This window comes from Sphingopyxis sp. USTB-05 (genome assembly GCF_023822045.1).
Classification (GTDB): Bacteria; Pseudomonadota; Alphaproteobacteria; order Sphingomonadales; family Sphingomonadaceae; genus Sphingopyxis.
This window is the reverse complement of the sequence record NZ_CP084712.1, coordinates 2,887,506-2,907,492: the sequence shown is the minus strand read 5'-3', so window position 1 is coordinate 2,907,492 and position 19,987 is coordinate 2,887,506. Positions and strand designations below refer to the sequence as shown.

At 64.7% G+C, this 19,987-nt stretch carries 17 protein-coding genes; 6 read left to right on the top strand and 11 right to left on the bottom strand.

Features of this window, described 5'->3' with window-relative positions; genetic code table 11:
• Positions 1–162: 162 nt before the first annotated feature.
• The 3 genes from KEC45_RS13455 to KEC45_RS13445 all read right to left on the bottom strand — a co-directional run bounded on the left by KEC45_RS13455 (position 163) and on the right by KEC45_RS13445 (position 3,530).
• A complete protein-coding gene (locus KEC45_RS13455; RefSeq protein ID WP_062178292.1) occupies positions 163–573 on the bottom strand; it encodes a hypothetical protein in 411 nt (136 codons plus the stop codon).
• 541 nt (positions 574–1,114) lie between these two features.
• Positions 1,115–1,798 (bottom strand): hypothetical protein, encoded by a 684-nt coding sequence (locus tag KEC45_RS13450; RefSeq protein WP_062178295.1) that lies wholly within the window; start codon positions 1,796–1,798, stop codon positions 1,115–1,117.
• A 118-nt stretch (positions 1,799–1,916) separates the two neighbouring features.
• Positions 1,917–3,530 (bottom strand): DHA2 family efflux MFS transporter permease subunit, encoded by a 1,614-nt coding sequence (locus tag KEC45_RS13445; RefSeq protein ID WP_062178298.1) that lies wholly within the window; start codon positions 3,528–3,530, stop codon positions 1,917–1,919.
• A gap of 55 nt (positions 3,531–3,585) precedes the next feature.
• Here KEC45_RS13445 and KEC45_RS13440 point away from each other — a divergent pair, with 55 nt between their 5' ends.
• The 4 genes from KEC45_RS13440 to KEC45_RS13425 all read left to right on the top strand — a co-directional run bounded on the left by KEC45_RS13440 (position 3,586) and on the right by KEC45_RS13425 (position 6,413).
• On the top strand, positions 3,586–4,179 hold the full coding sequence (locus KEC45_RS13440; protein WP_062178301.1) for a TetR/AcrR family transcriptional regulator: 594 nt from the start codon (positions 3,586–3,588) through the stop codon (positions 4,177–4,179).
• The gene (locus KEC45_RS13435) at positions 4,176–4,592 is read left to right on the top strand and encodes a PaaI family thioesterase (protein WP_062178304.1); all 417 of its coding nucleotides are present in this window, start codon (positions 4,176–4,178) and stop codon (positions 4,590–4,592) included. Before KEC45_RS13440 ends, KEC45_RS13435 begins: the two co-directional genes overlap by 4 nt.
• Positions 4,589–5,710: an HlyD family secretion protein gene (locus KEC45_RS13430; protein ID WP_062178308.1), complete on the top strand. Its 1,122-nt coding sequence runs from the start codon at positions 4,589–4,591 to the stop codon at positions 5,708–5,710. The genes KEC45_RS13435 and KEC45_RS13430 overlap by 4 nt, the downstream gene beginning before the upstream one ends.
• A 118-nt stretch (positions 5,711–5,828) precedes the next feature.
• A complete protein-coding gene (locus KEC45_RS13425; protein WP_062178310.1) occupies positions 5,829–6,413 on the top strand; it encodes an inner membrane-spanning protein YciB in 585 nt (194 codons plus the stop codon).
• A 3-nt stretch (positions 6,414–6,416) separates the two neighbouring features.
• Here the strand turns inward: KEC45_RS13425 and KEC45_RS13420 are convergent, their stop codons facing one another.
• On the bottom strand, positions 6,417–7,664 hold the full coding sequence (locus KEC45_RS13420) for an aspartate kinase (RefSeq protein ID WP_062178313.1): 1,248 nt from the start codon (positions 7,662–7,664) through the stop codon (positions 6,417–6,419).
• A gap of 161 nt (positions 7,665–7,825) precedes the next feature.
• Between KEC45_RS13420 and ubiG the strand changes: the two genes are divergently transcribed.
• Both ubiG and KEC45_RS13410 read left to right on the top strand, forming a co-directional pair.
• A complete protein-coding gene (ubiG, locus tag KEC45_RS13415) occupies positions 7,826–8,551 on the top strand; it encodes a bifunctional 2-polyprenyl-6-hydroxyphenol methylase/3-demethylubiquinol 3-O-methyltransferase UbiG (RefSeq protein WP_062178317.1) in 726 nt (241 codons plus the stop codon).
• The gene (locus tag KEC45_RS13410) at positions 8,539–9,141 is read left to right on the top strand and encodes a YdeI family protein (RefSeq protein WP_238586576.1); all 603 of its coding nucleotides are present in this window, start codon (positions 8,539–8,541) and stop codon (positions 9,139–9,141) included. The genes ubiG and KEC45_RS13410 overlap by 13 nt, the downstream gene beginning before the upstream one ends.
• A 169-nt stretch (positions 9,142–9,310) precedes the next feature.
• On the opposite strand, the gene KEC45_RS13405 is transcribed toward KEC45_RS13410, so the two are convergent.
• The 7 genes from KEC45_RS13405 to KEC45_RS13375 all read right to left on the bottom strand — a co-directional run bounded on the left by KEC45_RS13405 (position 9,311) and on the right by KEC45_RS13375 (position 19,973).
• A complete protein-coding gene (locus KEC45_RS13405; RefSeq protein WP_062178320.1) occupies positions 9,311–9,982 on the bottom strand; it encodes a glutathione S-transferase family protein in 672 nt (223 codons plus the stop codon).
• 264 nt (positions 9,983–10,246) lie between these two features.
• On the bottom strand, positions 10,247–10,672 hold the full coding sequence (locus KEC45_RS13400; RefSeq protein ID WP_062178323.1) for a hypothetical protein: 426 nt from the start codon (positions 10,670–10,672) through the stop codon (positions 10,247–10,249).
• Between the two features lie 201 nt (positions 10,673–10,873).
• Positions 10,874–15,406, bottom strand: a complete 4,533-nt coding sequence (gene gltB, locus KEC45_RS13395; RefSeq protein WP_062178325.1) for a glutamate synthase large subunit — start codon at positions 15,404–15,406, stop codon at positions 10,874–10,876.
• 18 nt (positions 15,407–15,424) lie between these two features.
• A complete protein-coding gene (locus tag KEC45_RS13390) occupies positions 15,425–16,636 on the bottom strand; it encodes a DUF2059 domain-containing protein (protein ID WP_238586577.1) in 1,212 nt (403 codons plus the stop codon).
• Positions 16,633–18,075: an NAD(P)-dependent oxidoreductase gene (locus KEC45_RS13385; protein ID WP_062178328.1), complete on the bottom strand. Its 1,443-nt coding sequence runs from the start codon at positions 18,073–18,075 to the stop codon at positions 16,633–16,635. The genes KEC45_RS13390 and KEC45_RS13385 overlap by 4 nt, the downstream gene beginning before the upstream one ends.
• A 159-nt stretch (positions 18,076–18,234) precedes the next feature.
• The gene (locus tag KEC45_RS13380; RefSeq protein ID WP_062178331.1) at positions 18,235–19,035 is read right to left on the bottom strand and encodes an undecaprenyl-diphosphate phosphatase; all 801 of its coding nucleotides are present in this window, start codon (positions 19,033–19,035) and stop codon (positions 18,235–18,237) included.
• A complete protein-coding gene (locus KEC45_RS13375; RefSeq protein WP_062178334.1) occupies positions 19,035–19,973 on the bottom strand; it encodes a complex I NDUFA9 subunit family protein in 939 nt (312 codons plus the stop codon). Before KEC45_RS13375 ends, KEC45_RS13380 begins: the two co-directional genes overlap by 1 nt.
• Positions 19,974–19,987 lie beyond the last annotated feature (14 nt).

Here is a 19,987-nt window from a genome sequence, read left to right as displayed (position 1 = left end):
GGTCGCTAGCCGCCGATATCCCCCAGCCGAACGCCAGCGCCACGGGTGTGACCGCGCCCGGTTTTCGATTGCCCCACACAATCAAGTCCCTCTGAGCGGCCCGATATCAGCGATGTAGACGGGGGTCATACCCCGTGCGGGGTATTTGCGACGAGTCGAAAGTCAGGGCGCGCGGCGCGCCTCGAACCACTGACGCATCGCGGCGGCGGCGCAGCCGGTGAAGCCGTAGGAACCGACGGGCGAGCAACTGTTCGGGCGCGTAGCGCGAGCGACATTGTCATAACCCTCGACCGCCGAGGCCCAACTGCCGCCGCCGACGGGAACATCTTCCTTGAGCTCCTCGCGCAGTTCCTTGGGGACGCGGTAGCGTTCGGTTTCGGGCTGCTGCGCGCAGACCACAATCTCGTCGCCCTGCGGTTCGGGGCAGGGTTCGTCGCCATAGGTATAGAGCACCGAGGTGCGCTCCGGCGGATGGCCCGACTGGGCGAGGCTGCCGTCATCCTGCGCAAGCGCGGGCGCGGCGAGCGCGAGCATCGCGGAGAGGGGGATGAGGAGGCGGGCTGTCGTCTTCATTATCAATCGCGTTCCCAGGCCCCATATCCCCTGCGGCGCAGATTGGCGCGCCGAGATGAACCTAAGCCGAACCTTCCCTGCGTAACCCGCTGCGCTTTTGGCGGAAACGGGCGTTCGGGCGGCTGCGCGGGCCCCATGTCGTTCAGATGGTGTTTCGGAAATGGGAAACCAAGCCCCTACTGATTATTCGCGGCGCGGACAGGGCGGTGTGGCTGCTGGGGGGTGGTGAGCGGTCGTTTTGTCGCCCCCCTCCGTCATCCCGGGCTTGACCCGGGATCCCGCTTCTTTGAGGCGCCCACTGGCTTCGACTTCAAGCGGGACCCCGGATCAAGTCGAACGAGCCACGTGTCGCGTTCGAGGGTGACGATGATGGGGAGGTCTGCAACCGGTCGCTTTGAGCTCCGCCCTTTCTCCGTTCGTGTCGAGCGAAGTCGAGACACCCATCGACGAAACGCCCAGCCCAATGGGCATCTCGACTGCGCTCGATGCGAACGGTTTAGATTGGGTGGAGTGTCCGCTTCCGGTCGCTACCGGACCCTGATCAGGCTCTGGCCGTGATCGGGTCTGCGCGGGGTTGCAGATTGCCGACCCGCTGCAGTTCCGACTTCAGGCGCTGTTCGTCGAAGGCATGTTGCGCGAAATCGCCGTTGCGCTCGACCCAGAACAGGAAGAGGTGTGCGGACCATCGGTTGGGGTTGGGCATCGTCCGGCCGTGGCGCAGGTCGATGCCGCGGTATAGCACCGCGTCGCCGGGCTGCATCGCCACCGCGGTATAGGGCTCGTCGCCGAAATCATCGACGCACGGGCCTTCGCCTTCGACCGGCACGGAGCCGACTTCGAGCGGCCACGGCACATCGTCGCTATAGGCAAGCGTGAGTGAGACGCTGTGCTCGCACGAAGGGCGGTCCGAATGGACGCGGCAGATATCGTCCTTCTGATAGATACGAAAATAGTCGTAGCTTGGCAGCAGGTCGGCCCCGGTCAGTTCGCTGACGATCGGCGTAAGACCCCAGAGGAAGGTGGTCAGCGGGCGGTAGAAATGGCCCGAGATATCGACCGTCCGCTGCTTCGACAGCTGGTGCGACTTGGCAAAGGTGTCGAAAGATTTTCCCGCACCCTGAAGGTCCATCTGCAATTGCTTGAAGAGATTCGTGGCAACCTCTGGAGGGATCAGGCCCCTGATTGTCGCATAACCATCGTCCGCATAATTGCCTTCTATTCGCATTTTATCCTCTGTTTGGTATTGGGCTGGTCCCGAGGCCCCCGGCATTCGATGCGCGGTTTTGCAGCGCAAACGCTTGTTTGCAACCAGTTGTTTTCGATGAACTTCCCGATTTTTTCGGCTAATGCGCGTCCTTCGGCGCGGGGCCGCCGATCGGGGGCGGCTTGCAAAAGGGGACCATCACCAGCGCCGCCAGGAACAGATATGCCATCAGGCGAAAGACGTCGTCGAAAGCCAGCGTCAGCGCCTCGCGGCCGACGATGCGGCCGAGCGTGCCCTCTGCCATCTGCTGCGCGAGCGCGGGGTCGGACACATAACGGCCAATATGCTGCGCCAGCCCCGCCGCGGCTTCGTTCGCGGCGTCGGCCGAGCGGCCCAATGCTTCCGACAGGCGCAGCATATGGATGCGCAGATTGTCGCTGAGCCAGGTGTTGACGAGCGCGATGCCGATCGCGCCGCCAAGGTTGCGCATCAGGTTGAACAGGCCCGAGGCGTAGCGGAGTTCGGGCCCCTCGAAATTGCCCAGCGCAAGGCCGACCGAGGGCACGATGCACAGCATGATCGCGAAGCTGCGCACGACCTGGGGCCAGAAGAGTGCGGCGAAACCCCATTCGGGGGTCATGAAGCTGAACATCCAGAGGCCGAGCGCGAAGAGGCTGAGCCCGAAGGTGATGACGATGCGCTGGTCGACCTTTTGCGACAATGCCGCGGCGATCGGGACGCCGAGGAGTTGGGCGAGGCCCGAAACGAAGACCGTCGTCCCGATTTCGGAGGCGTTATAGCCCTGCACGCGGCCGAGGAAGATCGGAACGAGATAGGTGCTGGCATAGAGGCCGAAGCCGATCACGAGATTGAAGACGCAGGCGAAGACAAAGGTCGGTTTGCGGAATGGCGTGAGCCTGACGATCGGCCCGTCCGAACGGAAGGAGCGTTCGAGGAAGAGGCCAAAGGCGACGAATGACATCCAGGCGCCGATCGCGATTTCGGGCTCGCTGAACCAGTCGTGCTTCGGTCCCTCCTCCAGCACGAACTCCAGTCCCGCGAGGAACACCGCCATCGAGGCGAGATGCACCCAGTCGATACGGCGCAGCATCGGCAGGTTCGGCTTGTCGATGCGGACGAGCGCCAGGATCGCGAGCGTCACCATCGCGCCGGGCAGGACGTTGATGAAAAAGACCCAGCGCCAGCCCATCGCATCGGTGATCCAGCCGCCGACCGTCGGGCCAAGCGTCGGGGCCAGCACCGACACCATGCCGAGGATCGCGGGGATCATTGCGCGCTGCTTGCCCTCGAACAGCATATATCCCGTCGCGAAGACGGTCGGGATCATCGCGCCGCCGACAAAGCCCTGCACGGCGCGGAAAAGGATCATCGATTCGATGCTCCACGCGAGGCCGCACAGTATGCTTGCGATCGTGAACAGCCCCGCCGACGCCGCGAACAGCCAGCGCGTCGAGAGCGCCTGCGCGAGGAAGGCAGAGAAGGGGATCATCACCAGTTCGGCCATCAGATAGGCAGTCTGTACCCAGCTTATTTCGTCGGGTCCGGCGCTGAGCCCCGCCTGCACCTCGTTCAGGGAAGCAGCGACGATCTGGATGTCGATCAGCGCCATGAACTGGCCGAACGCCATCACGGCAAAGATCAGATATTTCCGTGCGTCGGGCATCGCCGCCGGGTTGAACGGTGCGTCGTCCGAAGCGGCGCCGGCGGCGGGAGAAAGCGGGATGGAGGCCATGGGTCTTGTGTCCTGTCGTCTTTATATTATATGCGTCATATAAAAGGAGACGCAAGTGCGCTATTCAACCGAGCACAAGGCAGAGACCCGCGAACGGGTGCTGAAAGAGGCGGCGAAGGAGATTCGCGCGAAGGGACCGGACAATGTCGCCGTGGCGGGAATCATGGCGCGCGCGGGGCTGACCCATGGCGGCTTCTATGCCCATTTTCCGTCGAAGGACGCGCTGGTGAAGGAGGCGATCGGTACGATGTTCGCCGATGCGCGCGTGCGCAGCGACCGGATCGACCATGACGGCGAACCGCGCGGCGTCCTGCGTGCCTATATCGATTTCTACCTGTCGCCCGCGCATCGCGACGGGCGCGACCGGGGCTGCCCGCTGCCGACGCTGTCGGGCGATTTCGCACGGTCGCAGCCCGCGACGCGCAATCGTTTCGGCGCCGGGGTCGAGGGGATTGCGAGCCGGCTGGCCGGACCGCTCGCGAAGCTGGGCTTTGCGGACGCGCGGGCCGAATCGCACGCGCTGCTTGCGCAGCTCGTTGGCGGTGTCGCGCTCGCGCGGGCGGTTGGCGATCCGGCGCTTTCCGACGCGATGCTCGCCGATACCCACGCCAGCATCGTGGCACGCTATGGGCTGGAGGTCGCACAATGACGCTCGCGCGGGTGCAGGGACTGATTGCATCGGGCGGCCGCCCACCGATCGGGCATACGCTGGGTTTTCAGCTGGTCGATGCCGGCGATGGCTGGGCGGCGTTCGAAGGCGTGCCGGGCCCCGAACATTATAATCCGCAGGGGACTGTCCACGGCGGTTATGCAGCGACCTTGCTCGATTCCGCATGCGGGATCGCGGTCGTGACCAAGCTTGAGGAGGGGCAGTCGATGACGACGCTCGAGCTCAAGACCTCCTATCTGAAGGCCATGACCGAAAAGACCGGCAAGGTGCGCGCCGAGGGGCGGGTGATCTCGATCGGCCGCCGGGTCGCCTATACCGAGGCGAAGATCACCGACGAGGCAGGGCGTATCCTTGCGACGGCGACATCGACCCTGTTGGTGATCCAGCCATGAACGCGCCGATGACGATCGAGGCCGAAGCGCCGGCCAAGGAAATCGGGCGCCGCGGGATCGCGCTGCCGAAAAAGGCGTGGAAGGTCGGGCTTGTTGCGCTCGTCATCGCCGCGCTCGGTACATGGTGGATATTGTCGCCGCGCAGCGCGGAGTCGACCGACAACGCCTATCTGCAGGCGGACGCCAGCGAGGTGGCGCCGCGCGTCGGCGGGCTGGTTACCGCGGTGCTGGTGAAGGACAATCAGGCGGTGAAGGCGGGCGATCCGCTCGTCCGCATCGACGTGCGCGATTATGACTCGCGGTTGATGGCGGCCGAGGCCGCGGTCGCCGATGCCGATGCACAGGTCGCGACGGCGCGCGCGACGCTCGCCTCGCTGGGCGCCGAGCAGAAGCTTGCGGCGGCGCAGATCCGTTCGGTGAATACGCAGATCGCCGCCGCCGATGCCGAATTTGCGCGCGCGGCCGAGGACCGGCGGCGTTACAATGCGCTGCTCGTCGACGGCTTCGTGACGAAGCGCGATGCCGAGCAGGTGTCGGCGACCGCGGTCGGCGCGGCGTCGGCAGCACAGCGCTCGCGCGCCGATCTGGGCGCGAGTGTCGAGGCGGCGGCGGTGACGCGCGCCAAGGGGCCGATCCTGTCGGCGCAGGTCAGGGCGGCCGAAGCCGAGGCGGCGAAGGCGCGCGCCGCGCTCGCACTGGCGAAGCTCGATCGCGGACATACGCTCGTCGCAGCGCCGATCGACGGCGTCGTCGGCAACCGGCGCATCCAGGTCGGCGACTATGTCCAGCCGGGATCGCGGCTGCTTTCGGTCGTGCCGGTGCGCTCGATCTATGTCGTCGCCAATTTCAAGGAAACGCAAACGCGCGAGATGCGCCCGGGGCAAAAGGCCGATGTCTATGTCGATGCGCTGGGCGAAACGCTGCGCGGCACGGTCGAAAGTCTCGCCCCGGGATCGGGCAGCGAGTTCACCTTGCTGCCGTTTGAGCCCGGATCGGGCAATTTCACCAAGATCGTCCAGCGCGTAGGGGTGCGCATCCGGCTCGATCCGGGGCAGGCGGCGCTCGCCGAACTGCGCCCGGGCCTGTCGGTGACGGCGAAGGTCCGGCTTCGTAGCTGATCGCCGCCCAGGCGCGCTTCACCGCATATCATGTTAACAGCGTCAATTTATCCTTGACCTCGCGCCCGTCCGCGATCAATGTTTACGTCGATAACATTGAGTCGGAAAGGACAGGCGGATGAAAACCTTGCTCTACGCTCTCGGACCGATGCTGTTCGACTCGCTCGGCGTGCTCGTTTTTGCGGTGCTGCTCGTTGCCGGCGCGGGGATCGTCCCTGCGACGATCGCCGGGACCGTCGTTGCGCTTGGCGTCGTCGGTTATGAATTGGCGCGCGGCAAGAAGGTCGCGGCGCTGCAATGGATCAGCCTGGCGTCGGTATTGCTCACCGCCGCCGCGACCCTCTTTACCGGCGATCCGCGCTTCGTGATGGCCAAGCCGACGATTGTCTACCTGATCGTCGGGTCGGTGATGCTCCGTCGCGGCTGGCTCAATCGCTATATATTGCCTGAACAGCTAGAACTCGTCGGCGATGTCATGGACCGGTTCGGGATGCTCTGGGCGGCGCTGATGTTCGCGAGCGCGGGGCTGAACCTCGTCGTCGCGCTGTTCTTTACCGCATGGTGGCCGCTGTTTATCGGGATTTTCCCGCTGGCGTCGAAATTCGGCCTTTTCGCGGTCCACGTCGCGGTCGTGCACTTCATCGGGCAGGCACGGCTGCGCCGCCGCGCGGGCGGCGAACTGCAGCCGCTCGCGGCCGAATAAAGCCTAGTCGGCGTCCAGCCCATAGGCGGTGTGCAGCACACGCACCGCGAGTTCGGTTTCATCCTCGTCGATCAGCACGCTGACCTTGATCTCGCTGGTCGAGATCGCCTGGATGTTGATGCCGCGATCGGCGAGCGCGCGGAACATCGTGCTCGCGACGCCTGCGTGGCTCTTCATGCCGACGCCGACGACGCTGATCTTTGCGACCTTGTCATCGCTGATGATGCGGTTGAAGCCGATCTTTTCCTTCGCGGCTTCCAGCAGGTCGATCGAGCGGAGCAGGTCGGTGGCCGGAACGGTAAAGGTCACGTCGGTCTCACCCTTTTCGCGGCCGACATTCTGGATGATCATGTCGACGTTGATCCCGGCCGCGGCGAGCGGGCCGAAGATGTTCGCGACCGCGCCCGGCTTGTCGGGCACGCGGGTAACGATGATCTTCGCTTCATTCTTGTCGTGGGCGATGCCGGTGATCAGCTGCCGTTCCATCTGATGTTCCTCTATTTCCTCGTCGCTGACGATCATCGTGCCTTTTTTCGGAGCCTCGTCGCCCTCGACGAAGCTCGAGAGCACCTGCACGCGCACGCCCTCCTTCATCGCGAGCCCGACCGAACGGGTCTGGAGCACCTTGGCGCCGACACTCGCGAGTTCGAGCATTTCCTCATAGGTGACATAGTCGAGCTTGCGCGCACGCGCGACGATGCGTGGGTCGGTGGTGTAGACGCCGTCGACGTCGGTATAGATGTCGCAGCGATCGGCCTTCAGCGCTGCCGCGACCGCGACCGCGCTGGTATCCGAACCGCCGCGGCCAAGCGTCGAGACGCGGCCGTCGTCCATCATGCCCTGGAAGCCGGGGATCACGGCGACTTCGCCCTTTGCCATCGCGGCGGCGAGCGCGCCGGTGTCGATGTCGGCGATGCGCGCGCGGGCATGCGCCTCTTCGGTGCGGATCGGGAGCTGCCAACCGAGCCAGCTGCGCGCGGGCGTGCCCATCGCCTGCAGCGTCAGCGCCAGCAGGCCCGAAGTGATCTGTTCGCCCGCCGCGACGACGACGTCATATTCGGCGGGGTCATAGCGCGGATTGGCTTCGCGGCAGAAATTGACGAGCCGGTCGGTCTCGCCCGCCATGGCGGAAACGACGACGGCGACTTCGTTGCCATTGGCGACTTCGCGCGCGACGAGTTTCGCCACGGTGCGAATCCGCTCGGTGCCCGCCATCGACGTGCCCCCGAATTTCATCACGATCCGCGCCATCTCGCCCCGCTTTCCTGATCTGGTTTCCGCCGCAACTTTTCCGAGCATTTCCGCGGCGCCCGCGTCGTTACGGAAGGGGGAGGGCGATGGCAAGCGTGAGAACCTATGCGCACGATAGAATTTCTTGCGCCGATGATGGCGGAGTGCCACATCGCACCCTTATGAGCGCCGCGACGATCAATCCGAATGAAGCCGCCCATTTTGGTGCGCTTGCCGCCGACTGGTGGGATCCGCACGGTTCTTCGGCAATGCTGCATAAGCTCAATCCGGTTCGCCTTGCCTATATCCGCGAACAGATTGACGCGCATTGGCACGTCGATGCGCGCGAGCGCCATGCGCTGGCAGGACGGAGCGCGATCGATGTCGGCTGCGGCGCCGGGCTGCTCGCCGAGCCGCTAGCACGGATGGGCGCCACGGTTACCGGCGTCGATGCGGCGCCGGAAAATATTGCCGCCGCCCGCGATCATGCGGCTGGGCAGGGGCTGCCGATCACCTATTTTGCCGGTGAACTGGCCGCGCTGCCGCCCGCGACCTTCGATCTCGTGACCTCGATGGAGGTTGTCGAGCATGTGACCGATCCCGCGGCCTTCATCGGTGAACTGGCGGCGCGGCTTGCGCCCGGTGGGCTGATGATCCTGTCGACCCCGAACCGGACGATGTTGTCGAAGCTGCTCCTCGTCGAGGCGGCCGAGCGTGTCGGCGCGGTGCCGCGCGGCACGCACGATTGGGACCAGTTTCTGAAGCCCGAGGAATTGACGAAATTGCTCGAAGGCGCGGGGCTGGAAGTTATCGACCGTACCGGCCTGTCGCCGTCGGCGGCAAAAGGCTTCAAACTCGGCGGCAGCGAGGCGCTCAACTATCTGGTTGCAGCAAGGTGGCCGGGCTGACCCGCGACCCCCGCGTCGACGACTATATCGCGAAGGCGCAGCCCTTTGCGCAGCCGATCCTGACCCATTTGCGCGAACTGGTGCACAAATATGCGCCGGACGCCGAAGAGACGCTGAAATGGGGCGTGCCGCATTTCGTGCTGGGCGGACAGAATCTTGCAGGAATGGCGGCGTTCAAGGAGCATGCGACCTTTGGCTTCTGGCGCGACGAGGAGGTGACTGGATCGCCGCGCGATACCGGCGCGATGGGGAGCATGGGACGGTTGGCGTCGCTCGCCGACCTGCCATCCGACAAGCAGATGGCGGATTATATAGGAAAGGCGGCTGCGCTGTGTGCCGAGGGCAGGCCCAAGCGCGCGGCACCAAAGCCCAAGGCGGCGCTCGATCTGCCCGCCGACCTGGGAGCGGCGCTGAAGGTCAATGCCGCTGCGCAAGGTCATTGGGACGCCTTTTCGCCCGGCAAGCGGCGCGACTATATCGAATGGGTGATCGAGGCGAAGCGCGAGGAAACGCGGGCCAAGCGGATCGAAACAATCGTTGCGCAGGTGGCTGAAGGCAAGGACCGGAACTGGAAATACAAGAACTGCTGAACGCGTTCCCGTCAGGCCTCGGGATCCTTGGTTGAAGAAAATACGCTGTAAAATGCGAGGATCAAAGCGGTGGCGACACCAATGATGATCGCGATCCATGCCCCTATCATCACAGGTCTCCAGCTTTCTTCATGTCGATGTTTCGGAACGCTTGGCATTCAGCGCGGCGTCAAAAATCCACATCCTCATAATATTTCGGCGGCGTCACAATCTCCATCCGTTCGGCGAGCAATGGGCGGAAGCTCGGCCGCGATTTCAGGCCCGAATACCAGCCCTTAGTCTGCTCATGCCCGGTCCAGTCGATCCCGCCCAGATAGTCGGCGACCGAGATATGTGCGGCGGCGGTCAGGTCGGCCAAGCTCATCGTCGCGCCTGCGAGCCAGGTGCGGTGATCGATCAGATAATCGACATAGTCGAGATGGTTGTTCGCGGCCTTCATCGCCTCGCGCAGCGCGCCGCCATCGGGCGGCTGGCGGTGGACGATACGCTTCTGCATCCGTTCGAAGAGTAGTGGGCCGGTGACTTCATAATAGAAGTCATGATCGAACCATGACGTCAGCCGGCGGATCTCGGCGCGGTTTGCCGCCGTGCCGTTGATCATCGCCTTGCCCTCGACCGTTTCCTCGAAATATTCGGCGATCGCCATGCTGTCCATCAGCACCTGACCGCGCGACTGATCGACCATTACCGGAGTGCGCCCGGCGGGGTTCAGGTCGATGAATTCGTCGCGGCGTTCCCACGGCGATTCGCGCACCAATTCATATCCAATGCCCTTTTCGCCCAGCAAAAGGCGAACCTTGCGCGAAAAGGGACAGAGCGGGAATTGATAGAGTTGCCACATACCCCCGGCATAGCGGCAGCAAGGCGCCGCGCGCAACGGCTATGGGAACATGTCACCAGTTTAGTCGTCATTCCGGCCTGCGCCGGGGTGGCCAAGATGGGGAGGTTAGAGTCTGATGACTTTGTATTGACCCACTCCGTCATTGCGAGCGGAGCGGGCCGCAGGCGACCGAAGGTCAACCAATCCAGAGCGGTTTGCGCACGTCCTGGATTGCCGCGCGGCTTCGTCGCTCGCAATGACGAGTCCATTCGATGTCATCACACGCTAGCGGCGCGATGCCTCGCGCTCTCTTTCCCACTGCGCGGCAAGGTCGCGCGCCATGTCCTTGAGGACCGGGGCATAGGCCGCGAGCGCCGACGCGGCGTGGCCTGCCATGCGCGTGCTCGCGCGGACGTCGGCGCCCATGCGCTCGGCATATTCGGGATCGCGGCCGGTCACTTCGCCAAGCGTGGCATCGGGCGGGATATAGGCGGCGTCGGATTCGGGATCGATCTGCGCCACCGCCTTGGCGAGCGGGCCGACCTGCATCTGCATCAGAGCGCCCACCATGGCCGTGATCGTATCGGCCATGCGGTCCTGCGCGACCGGATCGTTGAGCGTCGCAACAGCGCCCCGCATGTCGTTCGCAGCAGCAGGCAGCGGCGCGGCGAGCGCGAGCAGGGGGAGGGCTATGAGGGCGAGGCGGGTCATGGCTCGATCCTTTCGAGGGACGAGGGGGTCAGCAAAGTGGCTTTGTTAAAGGAAGGACGCTTTCGCTGCGGTGAACGCGTTCGATGATTGCGGCAGGCTGATACGATGACGCGACTAGCCGCCGCCCTCGCGAAGGCGGGGGCGGCCGGAAAGGTAGCGCAAGGCCGATAGCGGCCCCCGCCTTCGCGGGGGCGACGTACATTACTCGGCTGCGACCACTTCGGCTTCAGCATCGCTGAGGGGATGTGCGAGACGGCTGAGCATTTCCTTCGGGCACACCTGCCAGAAGCGCTCGCGCCAGCGGTCCCAATCGGCCAGCACTTCGGCCGACCATTTGCTTCCCGTCGCCTTGGCATGTTCCTCGACCAGCTCCTTGAGAGTATTTTCCCAGTGGCTGCTCGCCAGCCGCTGCCAGACGATCGATTCGCCGTTGGCGTGGCCCTCGAACTGATCGTCGGTGTCGAGGATGAACGCCATGCCGCCGGTCATGCCGGCACCGAAATTCGAGCCGACGGGGCCCAGGATCACCGCGGTGCCGCCGGTCATATATTCGCAGCCGTTCGCGCCGCAGCCCTCGACGACGACGCGTGCGCCCGAGTTGCGGACCGCGAAACGCTCGCCCGCCTGACCCGCCGCGAGCAATGTGCCCGCGGTCGCGCCGTAAAGGACGGTGTTGCCGATGATGCTGTTGTGCTGGCTGACCAGCGGGCTGGAGACGGTCGGGCGCACGACGATGCGGCCGCCTGACAGGCCCTTGCCGACATAGTCGTTGGCGTCGCCGAATACCTCGAGCGTGATGCCCTGACACAGGAAGGCGCCGAGCGACTGGCCCGCGGTCCCGCGCAGACGGACCTGCACATGGTCGTCGGCGAGGCCTTTCATGCCAAAGCGCGCAGTGACTTCGGCCGAGAGGCGCGTACCGACGGCGCGGTGCGTGTTGCGGACATTGTACGTGAGCTGCATGCGCTCGCCGCGTTCAAACAAGGGCTTCGCGTCATTGAGGATCTGCGCGTCGAGGCTGTCGGGCACCGGGTTGCGGAAGCTCGGCCCCTGCGAGCGACGCTGATCGTCGGGTGCATCGACCTTCGCAAGGATCGGGTTGAGGTCCAGGTCGTCGAGATGTTCGGCGCCGCGGCTGACCTGACGCAGCAATTCGGTGCGGCCGATCACTTCGTCGAGGCTGCGGCAGCCGAGCTTGGCGAGGATTTCGCGCACTTCCTCGGCGATGAAGGTCATCAGGTTGATGACCTTCTCGGGGCTGCCGGTGAACTTCTGGCGCAGCTTTTCATCCTGCGTACAGACGCCGACGGGGCAGGTGTTCGAGTGGCACTGGCGCACCATGATGCAGCCCATCGCGACGAGGCTGAGCGTCCCGATGCCATATTCCTCGGCGCCCAAGATGGCGGCGATCACGATGTCGCGCCCGGTCTTGAGGCCGCCGTCGGTGCGCAGGCGGATGCGATGGCGCAGGCCGTTGAGCGTCAGCACCTGATTGACTTCGGAAAGCCCCATTTCCCACGGCGTCCCGGCATATTTGACGCTGGTCTGGGGGCTCGCGCCAGTGCCGCCGGTGTTGCCCGCGACAAGGATGACGTCGGCGTGCGCCTTGGCGACGCCCGCCGCAACGGTGCCGATGCCCGCCGAACTGACGAGCTTCACGCAGACGCGCGCCTTCGGGTTGATCTGCTTCAGGTCATAGATGAGCTGCGCCAGATCCTCGATCGAATAGATGTCGTGATGCGGCGGCGGCGAGATGAGCGTCACGCCGGGCGTCGCATGGCGCAGACGCGCGATGAATTCGGTCACCTTGAAGCCCGGAAGCTGGCCGCCTTCGCCGGGCTTGGCTCCCTGCGCGACCTTGATTTCGATCTCGTCGCACGCGCCGAGATATTCGGCGGTGACGCCGAAACGGCCGCTGGCGATCTGTTTGATGTTGCTGTTGGCGTTGTCGCCATTGGCATAGGGGCGATAGCGTTCGCTGGCTTCGCCGCCTTCGCCCGACACCGCTTTCGCGCCGATGCGGTTCATTGCGATCGCCAGCGTCTCATGCGCCTCGGGCGACAGCGCACCGAGGGACATGCCCGGGGTGACGAAGCGCTTGCGGATTTCGGTGATCGCCTCGACGCTGTCGAGCAGGACGCCCTGCGCCGGATAGTTGAACTCCATCAGATCGCGCAGATAGATCGGCGGCAGGTCGGCGACCCCGCGCGCAAATTGCAGATAGGTCGAATAGCTGTCGGTCGCGACCGCGGTCTGCAGCAGGTGCATCAGTTGCGCCGAATAGGCATGTGCTTCGCCGCCCGCGCGCTGACGATAGAAACCGCCGATCGGCAGGGTGGTGACGCGGCTGTCGAACGCGGCGGTATGCTTGTCGGTCGCGTTGATGAAGAGCGACTGATAGCCTTCGCCGGAAATCTTGGCAGGCATTCCGGGGAACAGGTCGTTGACGAGCGCGCGGCTGAGCCCGACCGCCTCGAAATTATAGCCGCCGCGATAGGAGGAGATCACCGCGATCCCCATCTTGGCGAGGATCTTGAGCAGGCCGTCGTCGATCGCCTTGCGGAAGCGCAGGCGGCAATCGTCCAGGCTCAGTTCGCCGCCGAACAGACCGCGCGCCCAGCGGTCGGCGATCGCGGCTTCGGCCAGATAGGCGTGGACGGTCGTCGCACCGACGCCAACGAGCACCGCAAAGGCATGCGTGTCGAGCACTTCGGCCGAGCGGACGTTGATCGAGGCGTAGCTGCGCAGGCCCTTGCGCACGAGATGCGTGTGGACGGCCGCGGCGGCGAGCACCATCGCGACCCCGACGCGGCCTTCGCCGATCGACTGGTCGGTGAGGAAGAGTTCGGAGCGTCCGGCCCGCACGGCGTCTTCGGCCTCGCGGCGAACGCGCGCAATCGCTTCGCGCAACGTCGAGGCGTCGCCACCCGCAGCGAAAGTGCAGTCGATGTCGGCGACAGCATCGCCGAAATAGGCGCGCAGGCGATCCCAGTCGTCGCCGACGAGTACGGGGCTGTCGATCACGAGAACGTGGTCGCTCTGCCCCTTTTCGTCGAGGATGTTCGCGAGGTTGGCAAAGCGCGTCTTCAGGCTCATCACATGCCGTTCGCGCAAGCTGTCGATCGGCGGGTTGGTGACCTGGCTGAAATTCTGGCGGAAGAATTGCGCGACGTGGCGCGGCTTGTCGGAGATGACCGCGAGCGGCGTGTCGTCGCCCATCGACCCGATCGCTTCCTTCGCATCCTCGACCATTGGCGACAGGATCAGTTCCATATCTTCCATGGTGAGGCCCGCGGCGACCTGGCGGCGCAGCAATTCGCTGCGTTCGAAGGTCGGCAGGCTCGACTTGCCGCCCTTGGGGAGGTCGGCCATCGTGCGGAAGCCCTTGACCCGCGAGGCATAGTCGGCGGCGTCTGCGATCTTGTCCTTGATCGCGAGATCTTCGTAGAGCGTGCCGTCGTCGAGATCGACCGCGATCATCTGACCCGGGCCCAGGCGGCCCTTCTTGCGGATGCTCGCCTCGGGCAGCAGCACCATCCCGCTTTCCGAGCCGACGACGAGCAGGTTGTCGGCGGTCAGCGTGTAGCGGAGCGGGCGCAGCGCGTTGCGGTCCATGCCCGCGACCGCCCAGCGGCCATCGGTCATCGCGAGCGCCGCGGGGCCGTCCCACGGCTCCATGACGCTGGCGAGGTAGGAGTACATCGCGCGGTGGTTGTCGGGGACGTCGCATTCGGTCGTCCACGCCTCGGGAACGAGGATCAGCTTTGCGGTCGGCGCGTCGCGGCCGGCGCGGCACAGCGCCTCGAACACCGCGTCGAGCGCGGCGGTGTCCGACGCGCCCGCCGGGATCACGGGCTTGATATCTTCGCTATGCTCGCCGAAAGCGAGGCTCGCCATCTTGATCTCGTGGCTCTTCATCCAATTCTTGTTGCCGCGGATCGTATTGATTTCGCCATTGTGCGCGAGGCAGCGGAACGGCTGCGCCAGCCACCATTGCGGGAAGGTGTTGGTCGAATAGCGCTGGTGAAAGATCGCGACCCGGCTTTCGAACAGCTTGTTCGTGAGGTCTGGATAGAAGTCCGCGAGGCTTTCGGCGAGGAACAGGCCCTTATAGATGATCGAGCGTGCCGACAGGCTGCAGATATAAAAGTCGGCGATCTGCGCCGCGATGACCTTTTTCTCGATCCGGCGGCGGACGAGATAGAGCTGCTTTTCGAACTCGGCGATCGATTGCTCGTCGGGCAGCGGCCCGGCGATCATGATCTGCTCGATCTCGGGGCGCGTGCGCTGTGCCTTGTCGCCGATCACCGACACGTCGACGGGTACCTGGCGCCAGCCATAGATGGTGAAGCCCGCGTCGATGATCTCGGCCTCGACGATCGTGCGGCATTCCTCCTGCGCGCCCAGATCGGTGCGCGGCAGGAAGACCATGCCGACGGCGAGGCGGTTCGGCCGCACCTTGTGCCCCGATGCCGCGATCGCATCGTCGAAGAAGCGGACGGGCAGGTCGACATGAATGCCCGCCCCATCCCCGGTCTTGCCGTCGGCGTCGACCGCGCCGCGGTGCCACACGGCACGCAGGGCTTCGATCGCCGCCTCGACGACGCGGCGCGACGGCTTGCCGTCGGTCGCCGCGACCATTCCGACGCCGCAGGCATCGGATTCCATGTCGGGGCGATACATGCCTTCGGCTTCGAGCCGCGCGTGATCGGGGGTGGGGTAGTGGGTCATCATCTTCGTCCTGACGGGTGTTTAGTCGGGCAGCTTCTTGCGCGCGTTTTCGGCAGCTTCTTCAGCGGCCTGCTGCGCGGCGAGCGAAGCGTTTTCGTACGCGGTCTCAAGGTCCTCGACGCGCTTCAGGTCGGCGGCCGACCAGTTGCTGCGGTCATAGGCGGGATCGGCGACGGCATCGGCCGCATAGTCGGCTGCGTCTGCCGCCGCGGTCGCGGCATCGGCAGCGGCGTCGACGGCATAGTCGTCAGCGGCGTCGACTGCGACTGCGTCGGTGGCTTCCACCGCGTCGGTCTTCCACATGTCGCGCTGTTCCTTCAGCACCTTCACGTCGACCTTCATCAGCTTGGCAAGCGATGAGAGCTCCTTGTCGCTGAAGTCCGAAAGCTGCTTTTCCTTCGGCAGCTCCTTGAAATCCTTTTCGATCTCGGGGGCGCGGTCGATGAATTTGTTGATCAGCGGCGGCACCGCCTTGATCACCGCAAGCATCACTTCGGGGTCGGCCTGAAGCGCCATCCATTCGCTTGCGTAAAGCTTGCCCGTCGGCGTCGCGAGAAAGCCGTTGATGTCGGTGAGCTGCGCGCCGGTGAACTTGCGTGCATAGGCTTTGGCAAGACCGTTCCGCATCGGCGGTTCCATGTCGGCGAGCGCTTCGCTGATGAGCGGCTTGATCACCTTTGTGATCTGGTCTTCACGCTCCTTGCGATGCGGGTCGAACATGTCGGCGACCTTGACCTTGGTCGGCTCGTCGAGCTTCGCGATCTGCTCGCTTTCGACGCCGGTCTTGATCGACAGCATCAGGTCCGACTGGCCGCCGAATTCGCCCATCAGCGTCTTGAACATCTTGCCGTAGAGGTTGTCGACCATCTTCTCGATGCTGCCCGTCGGGATCAGCGCGGCGGTGGTCTGCTGCGCGAGCGTCAGGCGCGCCGGGTCGATCGGCGGCAGGCTGCTCGTGTCGAAGATTTTTTCGACGAGCGCGATCGCCTCGTCCATTTCCTTCTGCATCTTGGCCTTCGCCTCTTCGGCATAGGCTTCGCTGTCGAAGGGCTCGCTGGTCTCTTCCTCGACCTGCGCCGGCTCGGCCAGTACGACCTCGGCGACCGGCGCTTCCTTCGCATCTTTCTTCGGTGCGGCGTGGGCGGATGCGCCCAGCGGCAGCATCGCGGCGGCACCGGCAAGCAGAATCGATTGGAACGACGGCATCATGAAACTTCCTTCCCTGTTGGTCATGCTGCCTTCTTTTCGCTTTTGGCCTTGGCTTTCAACCACTTTGCCATCTGATCGCTCACATCGCGCCCGTCGCGGATGCCCCAGACGACCAGGCTGGCGCCGCGCACAATGTCTCCCGCGGCAAAAACGCCGGGCAGGCTGGTCATCATCGTCTGGTGATCGACGCGCAAAGTACCCCAGCGGGTAACGCTGAGATCGGGCGAGCCGAACAGGTGCGGCAGTTCTTCGGGATCGAAGCCCAGCGCCTTGATCACCATATCGGCGGGCACGTCGAACTTGCGGCCGGGGTCGACCTCGGGGCTGCGGCGGCCGCTCGCGTCGGGCGCGCCGAGGCGCATCCCCGCAACCGCGACTTCCTTCACATGCTTGTCGGCGGTGAAGCTTTCGGGCGCTGACAGCCACACGAACTCGACGCCTTCCTCCTCGGCATTGGCGACCTCGCGCTGCGACCCCGGCATATTCTCGCGGTCGCGGCGATAGAGGCATTTCACCGACTTCGCGCCCTGACGGACGGCGGTACGGACGCAGTCCATCGCGGTGTCGCCGCCGCCGATGACAACGACATGCTTGCCCTTTGCGTCGAGGCTGCCGTCGTCGAAAGCAGGCACGGTGTCGCCAAAGCTCTTGCGGTTCGACGCGATCAGATAATCGAGCGCGGCGATCACACCGCCGGCCGTGTTGCCCGGCACGTTGATCTCACGCGCCTTGTAGACGCCCGTCGCGATCAGGATCGCATCATGCTTCTGGCGCAGCGCGTCGAGCGTCGCATCCTCGCCAACCGCGAAGCCGAGGTGAAACTGGATACCGCCCTCGACCAGCCGATCGACGCGGCGCATCACGACATCCTTCTCCAGCTTGAAGCCGGGGATGCCATAAGTGAGGAGGCCGCCCGCTCGGTCGTGCCGGTCATAGACATGCACTTCATGCCCCGCGGCACGCAGATATTCAGCCGCGGTCAGCCCTGCGGGGCCGGCGCCGATGATGCCGACCGACTGGCCGGTTGCGGCGCCGGGATGCAGCGGCTCGACCCAGCCTTCGGCCCATGCGGTGTCGGTGATATATTTTTCGACGCTGCCGATCGTCACCGCGCCATGGCCCGAAAATTCGATCACGCAATTGCCTTCGCACAGGCGGTCCTGCGGACAGATGCGGCCGCAGATCTCTGGCATCGTCGAAGTCGCGTTGCTGAGCTCATAGGCTTCGCGAAGGCGCCCCTCGGCCGTCAGGCGCAGCCAGTCGGGAATATGATTGTGGAGCGGGCAGTGCACCGAGCAATAAGGCACGCCGCACTGCGAACAGCGCGCAGCCTGCGCGTCTGCATCGGGCGCGGCATAGCGCTCGGCGATCTCGCGAAAATCGCGTGCGCGCTCTTCGGCGGAGCGCTTGTCCGGATAGGATTGTTCACGCTCCACAAACTGGAGCATGCGATCGGAAGCCATGCAGTATCCCCTTCGTTGGAAGGCGAAATGCATGGCTGGAAAAGCCCTGTCACGGGCGAATATCGAGTTAGGACAGTATTGATAACCTAAATTGGAGGGTGAATTTACCTCAAAATGGGTTTGCGCAATTATCTTTCGCCAATTAATACCGTTTCGGACCTATCTCATGCCGAGCCAGATCAGCGCGGCGACGCCTGCGATGATTCGATACCAGGCGAAAGGCGCAAAGCCATAGCGCGTGACGACCGCCAGGAACGCCTTGATCACCGCCCAGGCGACGACGAAGGAGACGAGCGAGCCGACCGCGATCAGGCCGAGATCGTTCGACGTGATCGCGTCGCGATGCTTGAAAAGCTGAAGCACCGTCGCGCCGGTCAGCGTGGGGAGGGCGAGGAAGAAGCTGAACTCGGCCGCGGTCTTGCGGTCGACACCGAACGACATCGCGCCGAGGATCGTCGCGCCCGACCGGCTGACGCCGGGGATCATCGCGATGCACTGGACCAGCCCGACGAGGATCGATTGTCGCGTCGACACATTGGCGACGCCCCCGACATCCTTCGTCTTGGCGAAGCGTTCGACAAGCAGGATCGCAAAGCCGCCGATGATCAGCGCCCATGCGACGACGACCGCATTTTCGAGCAGCAGCTCGATATAGTCGCCAAAGGCGAGACCAAGGACGACTGCCGGGAAAAATGCGAGCAGCAGATTGCGCACGAAAGCGATGGCGACCGGATCGCGGCGGAAGAAGCCGGTGAACATGTCCCAGAACAGCTTCCGGTACAGGACGACGATCGCAAGGATGGCGCCGGGCTGGATCGCGATGTTGAAGATCGCCCATCGCGCGGCATCATAGCCGAGCAATTCGGTTGCGAGGATGAGATGCCCTGTCGAGGAGACGGGCAAAAACTCGGTCAGACCCTCGACGATGCCGAGGATGATTGCGGTCAGCCAGATAGACATTATCGCGAAGCAAGCTCGGCGAAGCGGCCGTTACGGCGATATTGGACGAGCCAGCCGTCGGCGACCGAGGCGAGCGAGGTCGGTGTGACGCCAAGCTCGGCGAGGCCGGCGGCGCCGCTCGCGACGACATTGTCATGCTGGAGCATCAGCCACTGATCCTTGGTGATCGGCGCGCCGGGTGCCCAGCCGAAGCCCGTCGCGAGCGCCGAGGCGACAAAATCGGGAACATCGACGAACAGCGGCGAACGGCCGGTCGCGTCGGCGATCCAGCGCAGCAGTTCGCCCATCGTCAGCACCTGCGGCCCGCCGAGCTCGAAAATCTTGCCGGAAGCGTTATTGCTGAGCGCCGCGACGACTGCATCGGCGACGTCGCCGACATAGACGGGCTGGAACTTCGCATTCGGGGCGATCACCGGGACGACCGGCGTCATACGCATCATCGTGGCGAAGCGGTTGATGAAATGATCTTCGCGGCCGAACAGGATCGAGGGGCGCAGGATCGCGGCGTCAGCAAAAGCGGCGCGGACCGCGGCCTCGCCAGCGCCCTTGCTGCGGCCATAGGCCGATGCGCTTTCAGGATCGGCGCCGATCGCCGACACATGAACCAGCGCGCCGACACCCGCCGCCTTGGCAGCCGCGGCAACATGGCCAGCGCCGTCGGCCTGGACTGCCTGCATGTCGCCGAATGCGCCGACGAGGTTGATGACCGCATCGCTGCCTTGCACGGCACGCGCGACGCTTGCCGCGTCGCGGACGTCGACGGCGACGAACTGCGTCTGACCGAGGCCGCCGAGCGGTTTCAGGAAGGTCGCGGCGCGCGGGGTCCGTTGTGCGATACGGACGCGGGCGCCGCGCGCAAGGAGCCGCTGCACGACATAGCGGCCGAGGAAGCCACCGCCGCCCAGCACCGTGATCAATTGCCCGTCGAGTTTCTGCATTTGCGTCCGCCTGT

What these genes read in the sequence shown, in the direction of transcription:
- gltB (WP_062178325.1), bottom strand. Translation starts at nt 15,406, where the DNA reads ATGATGACCCACTACCCCACCCCCGATCACGCGCGGCTCGAAGCCGAA.
- KEC45_RS13455 (WP_062178292.1), bottom strand. Translation starts at nt 573, where the DNA reads ATGAAGACGACAGCCCGCCTCCTCATCCCCCTCTCCGCGATGCTCGCG.
- KEC45_RS13425 (WP_062178310.1), top strand. Translation starts at nt 5,829, where the DNA reads ATGAAAACCTTGCTCTACGCTCTCGGACCGATGCTGTTCGACTCGCTC.
- KEC45_RS13445 (WP_062178298.1), bottom strand. Translation starts at nt 3,530, where the DNA reads ATGGCCTCCATCCCGCTTTCTCCCGCCGCCGGCGCCGCTTCGGACGAC.
- KEC45_RS13435 (WP_062178304.1), top strand. Translation starts at nt 4,176, where the DNA reads ATGACGCTCGCGCGGGTGCAGGGACTGATTGCATCGGGCGGCCGCCCA.
- KEC45_RS13420 (WP_062178313.1), bottom strand. Translation starts at nt 7,664, where the DNA reads ATGGCGCGGATCGTGATGAAATTCGGGGGCACGTCGATGGCGGGCACC.
- KEC45_RS13450 (WP_062178295.1), bottom strand. Translation starts at nt 1,798, where the DNA reads ATGCGAATAGAAGGCAATTATGCGGACGATGGTTATGCGACAATCAGG.
- KEC45_RS13400 (WP_062178323.1), bottom strand. Translation starts at nt 10,672, where the DNA reads ATGACCCGCCTCGCCCTCATAGCCCTCCCCCTGCTCGCGCTCGCCGCG.
- KEC45_RS13375 (WP_062178334.1), bottom strand. Translation starts at nt 19,973, where the DNA reads ATGCAGAAACTCGACGGGCAATTGATCACGGTGCTGGGCGGCGGTGGC.
- KEC45_RS13430 (WP_062178308.1), top strand. Translation starts at nt 4,589, where the DNA reads ATGAACGCGCCGATGACGATCGAGGCCGAAGCGCCGGCCAAGGAAATC.
- KEC45_RS13385 (WP_062178328.1), bottom strand. Translation starts at nt 18,075, where the DNA reads ATGGCTTCCGATCGCATGCTCCAGTTTGTGGAGCGTGAACAATCCTAT.
- KEC45_RS13380 (WP_062178331.1), bottom strand. Translation starts at nt 19,035, where the DNA reads ATGTCTATCTGGCTGACCGCAATCATCCTCGGCATCGTCGAGGGTCTG.
- KEC45_RS13405 (WP_062178320.1), bottom strand. Translation starts at nt 9,982, where the DNA reads ATGTGGCAACTCTATCAATTCCCGCTCTGTCCCTTTTCGCGCAAGGTT.
- KEC45_RS13390 (WP_238586577.1), bottom strand. Translation starts at nt 16,636, where the DNA reads ATGACCAACAGGGAAGGAAGTTTCATGATGCCGTCGTTCCAATCGATT.
- ubiG (WP_062178317.1), top strand. Translation starts at nt 7,826, where the DNA reads ATGAGCGCCGCGACGATCAATCCGAATGAAGCCGCCCATTTTGGTGCG.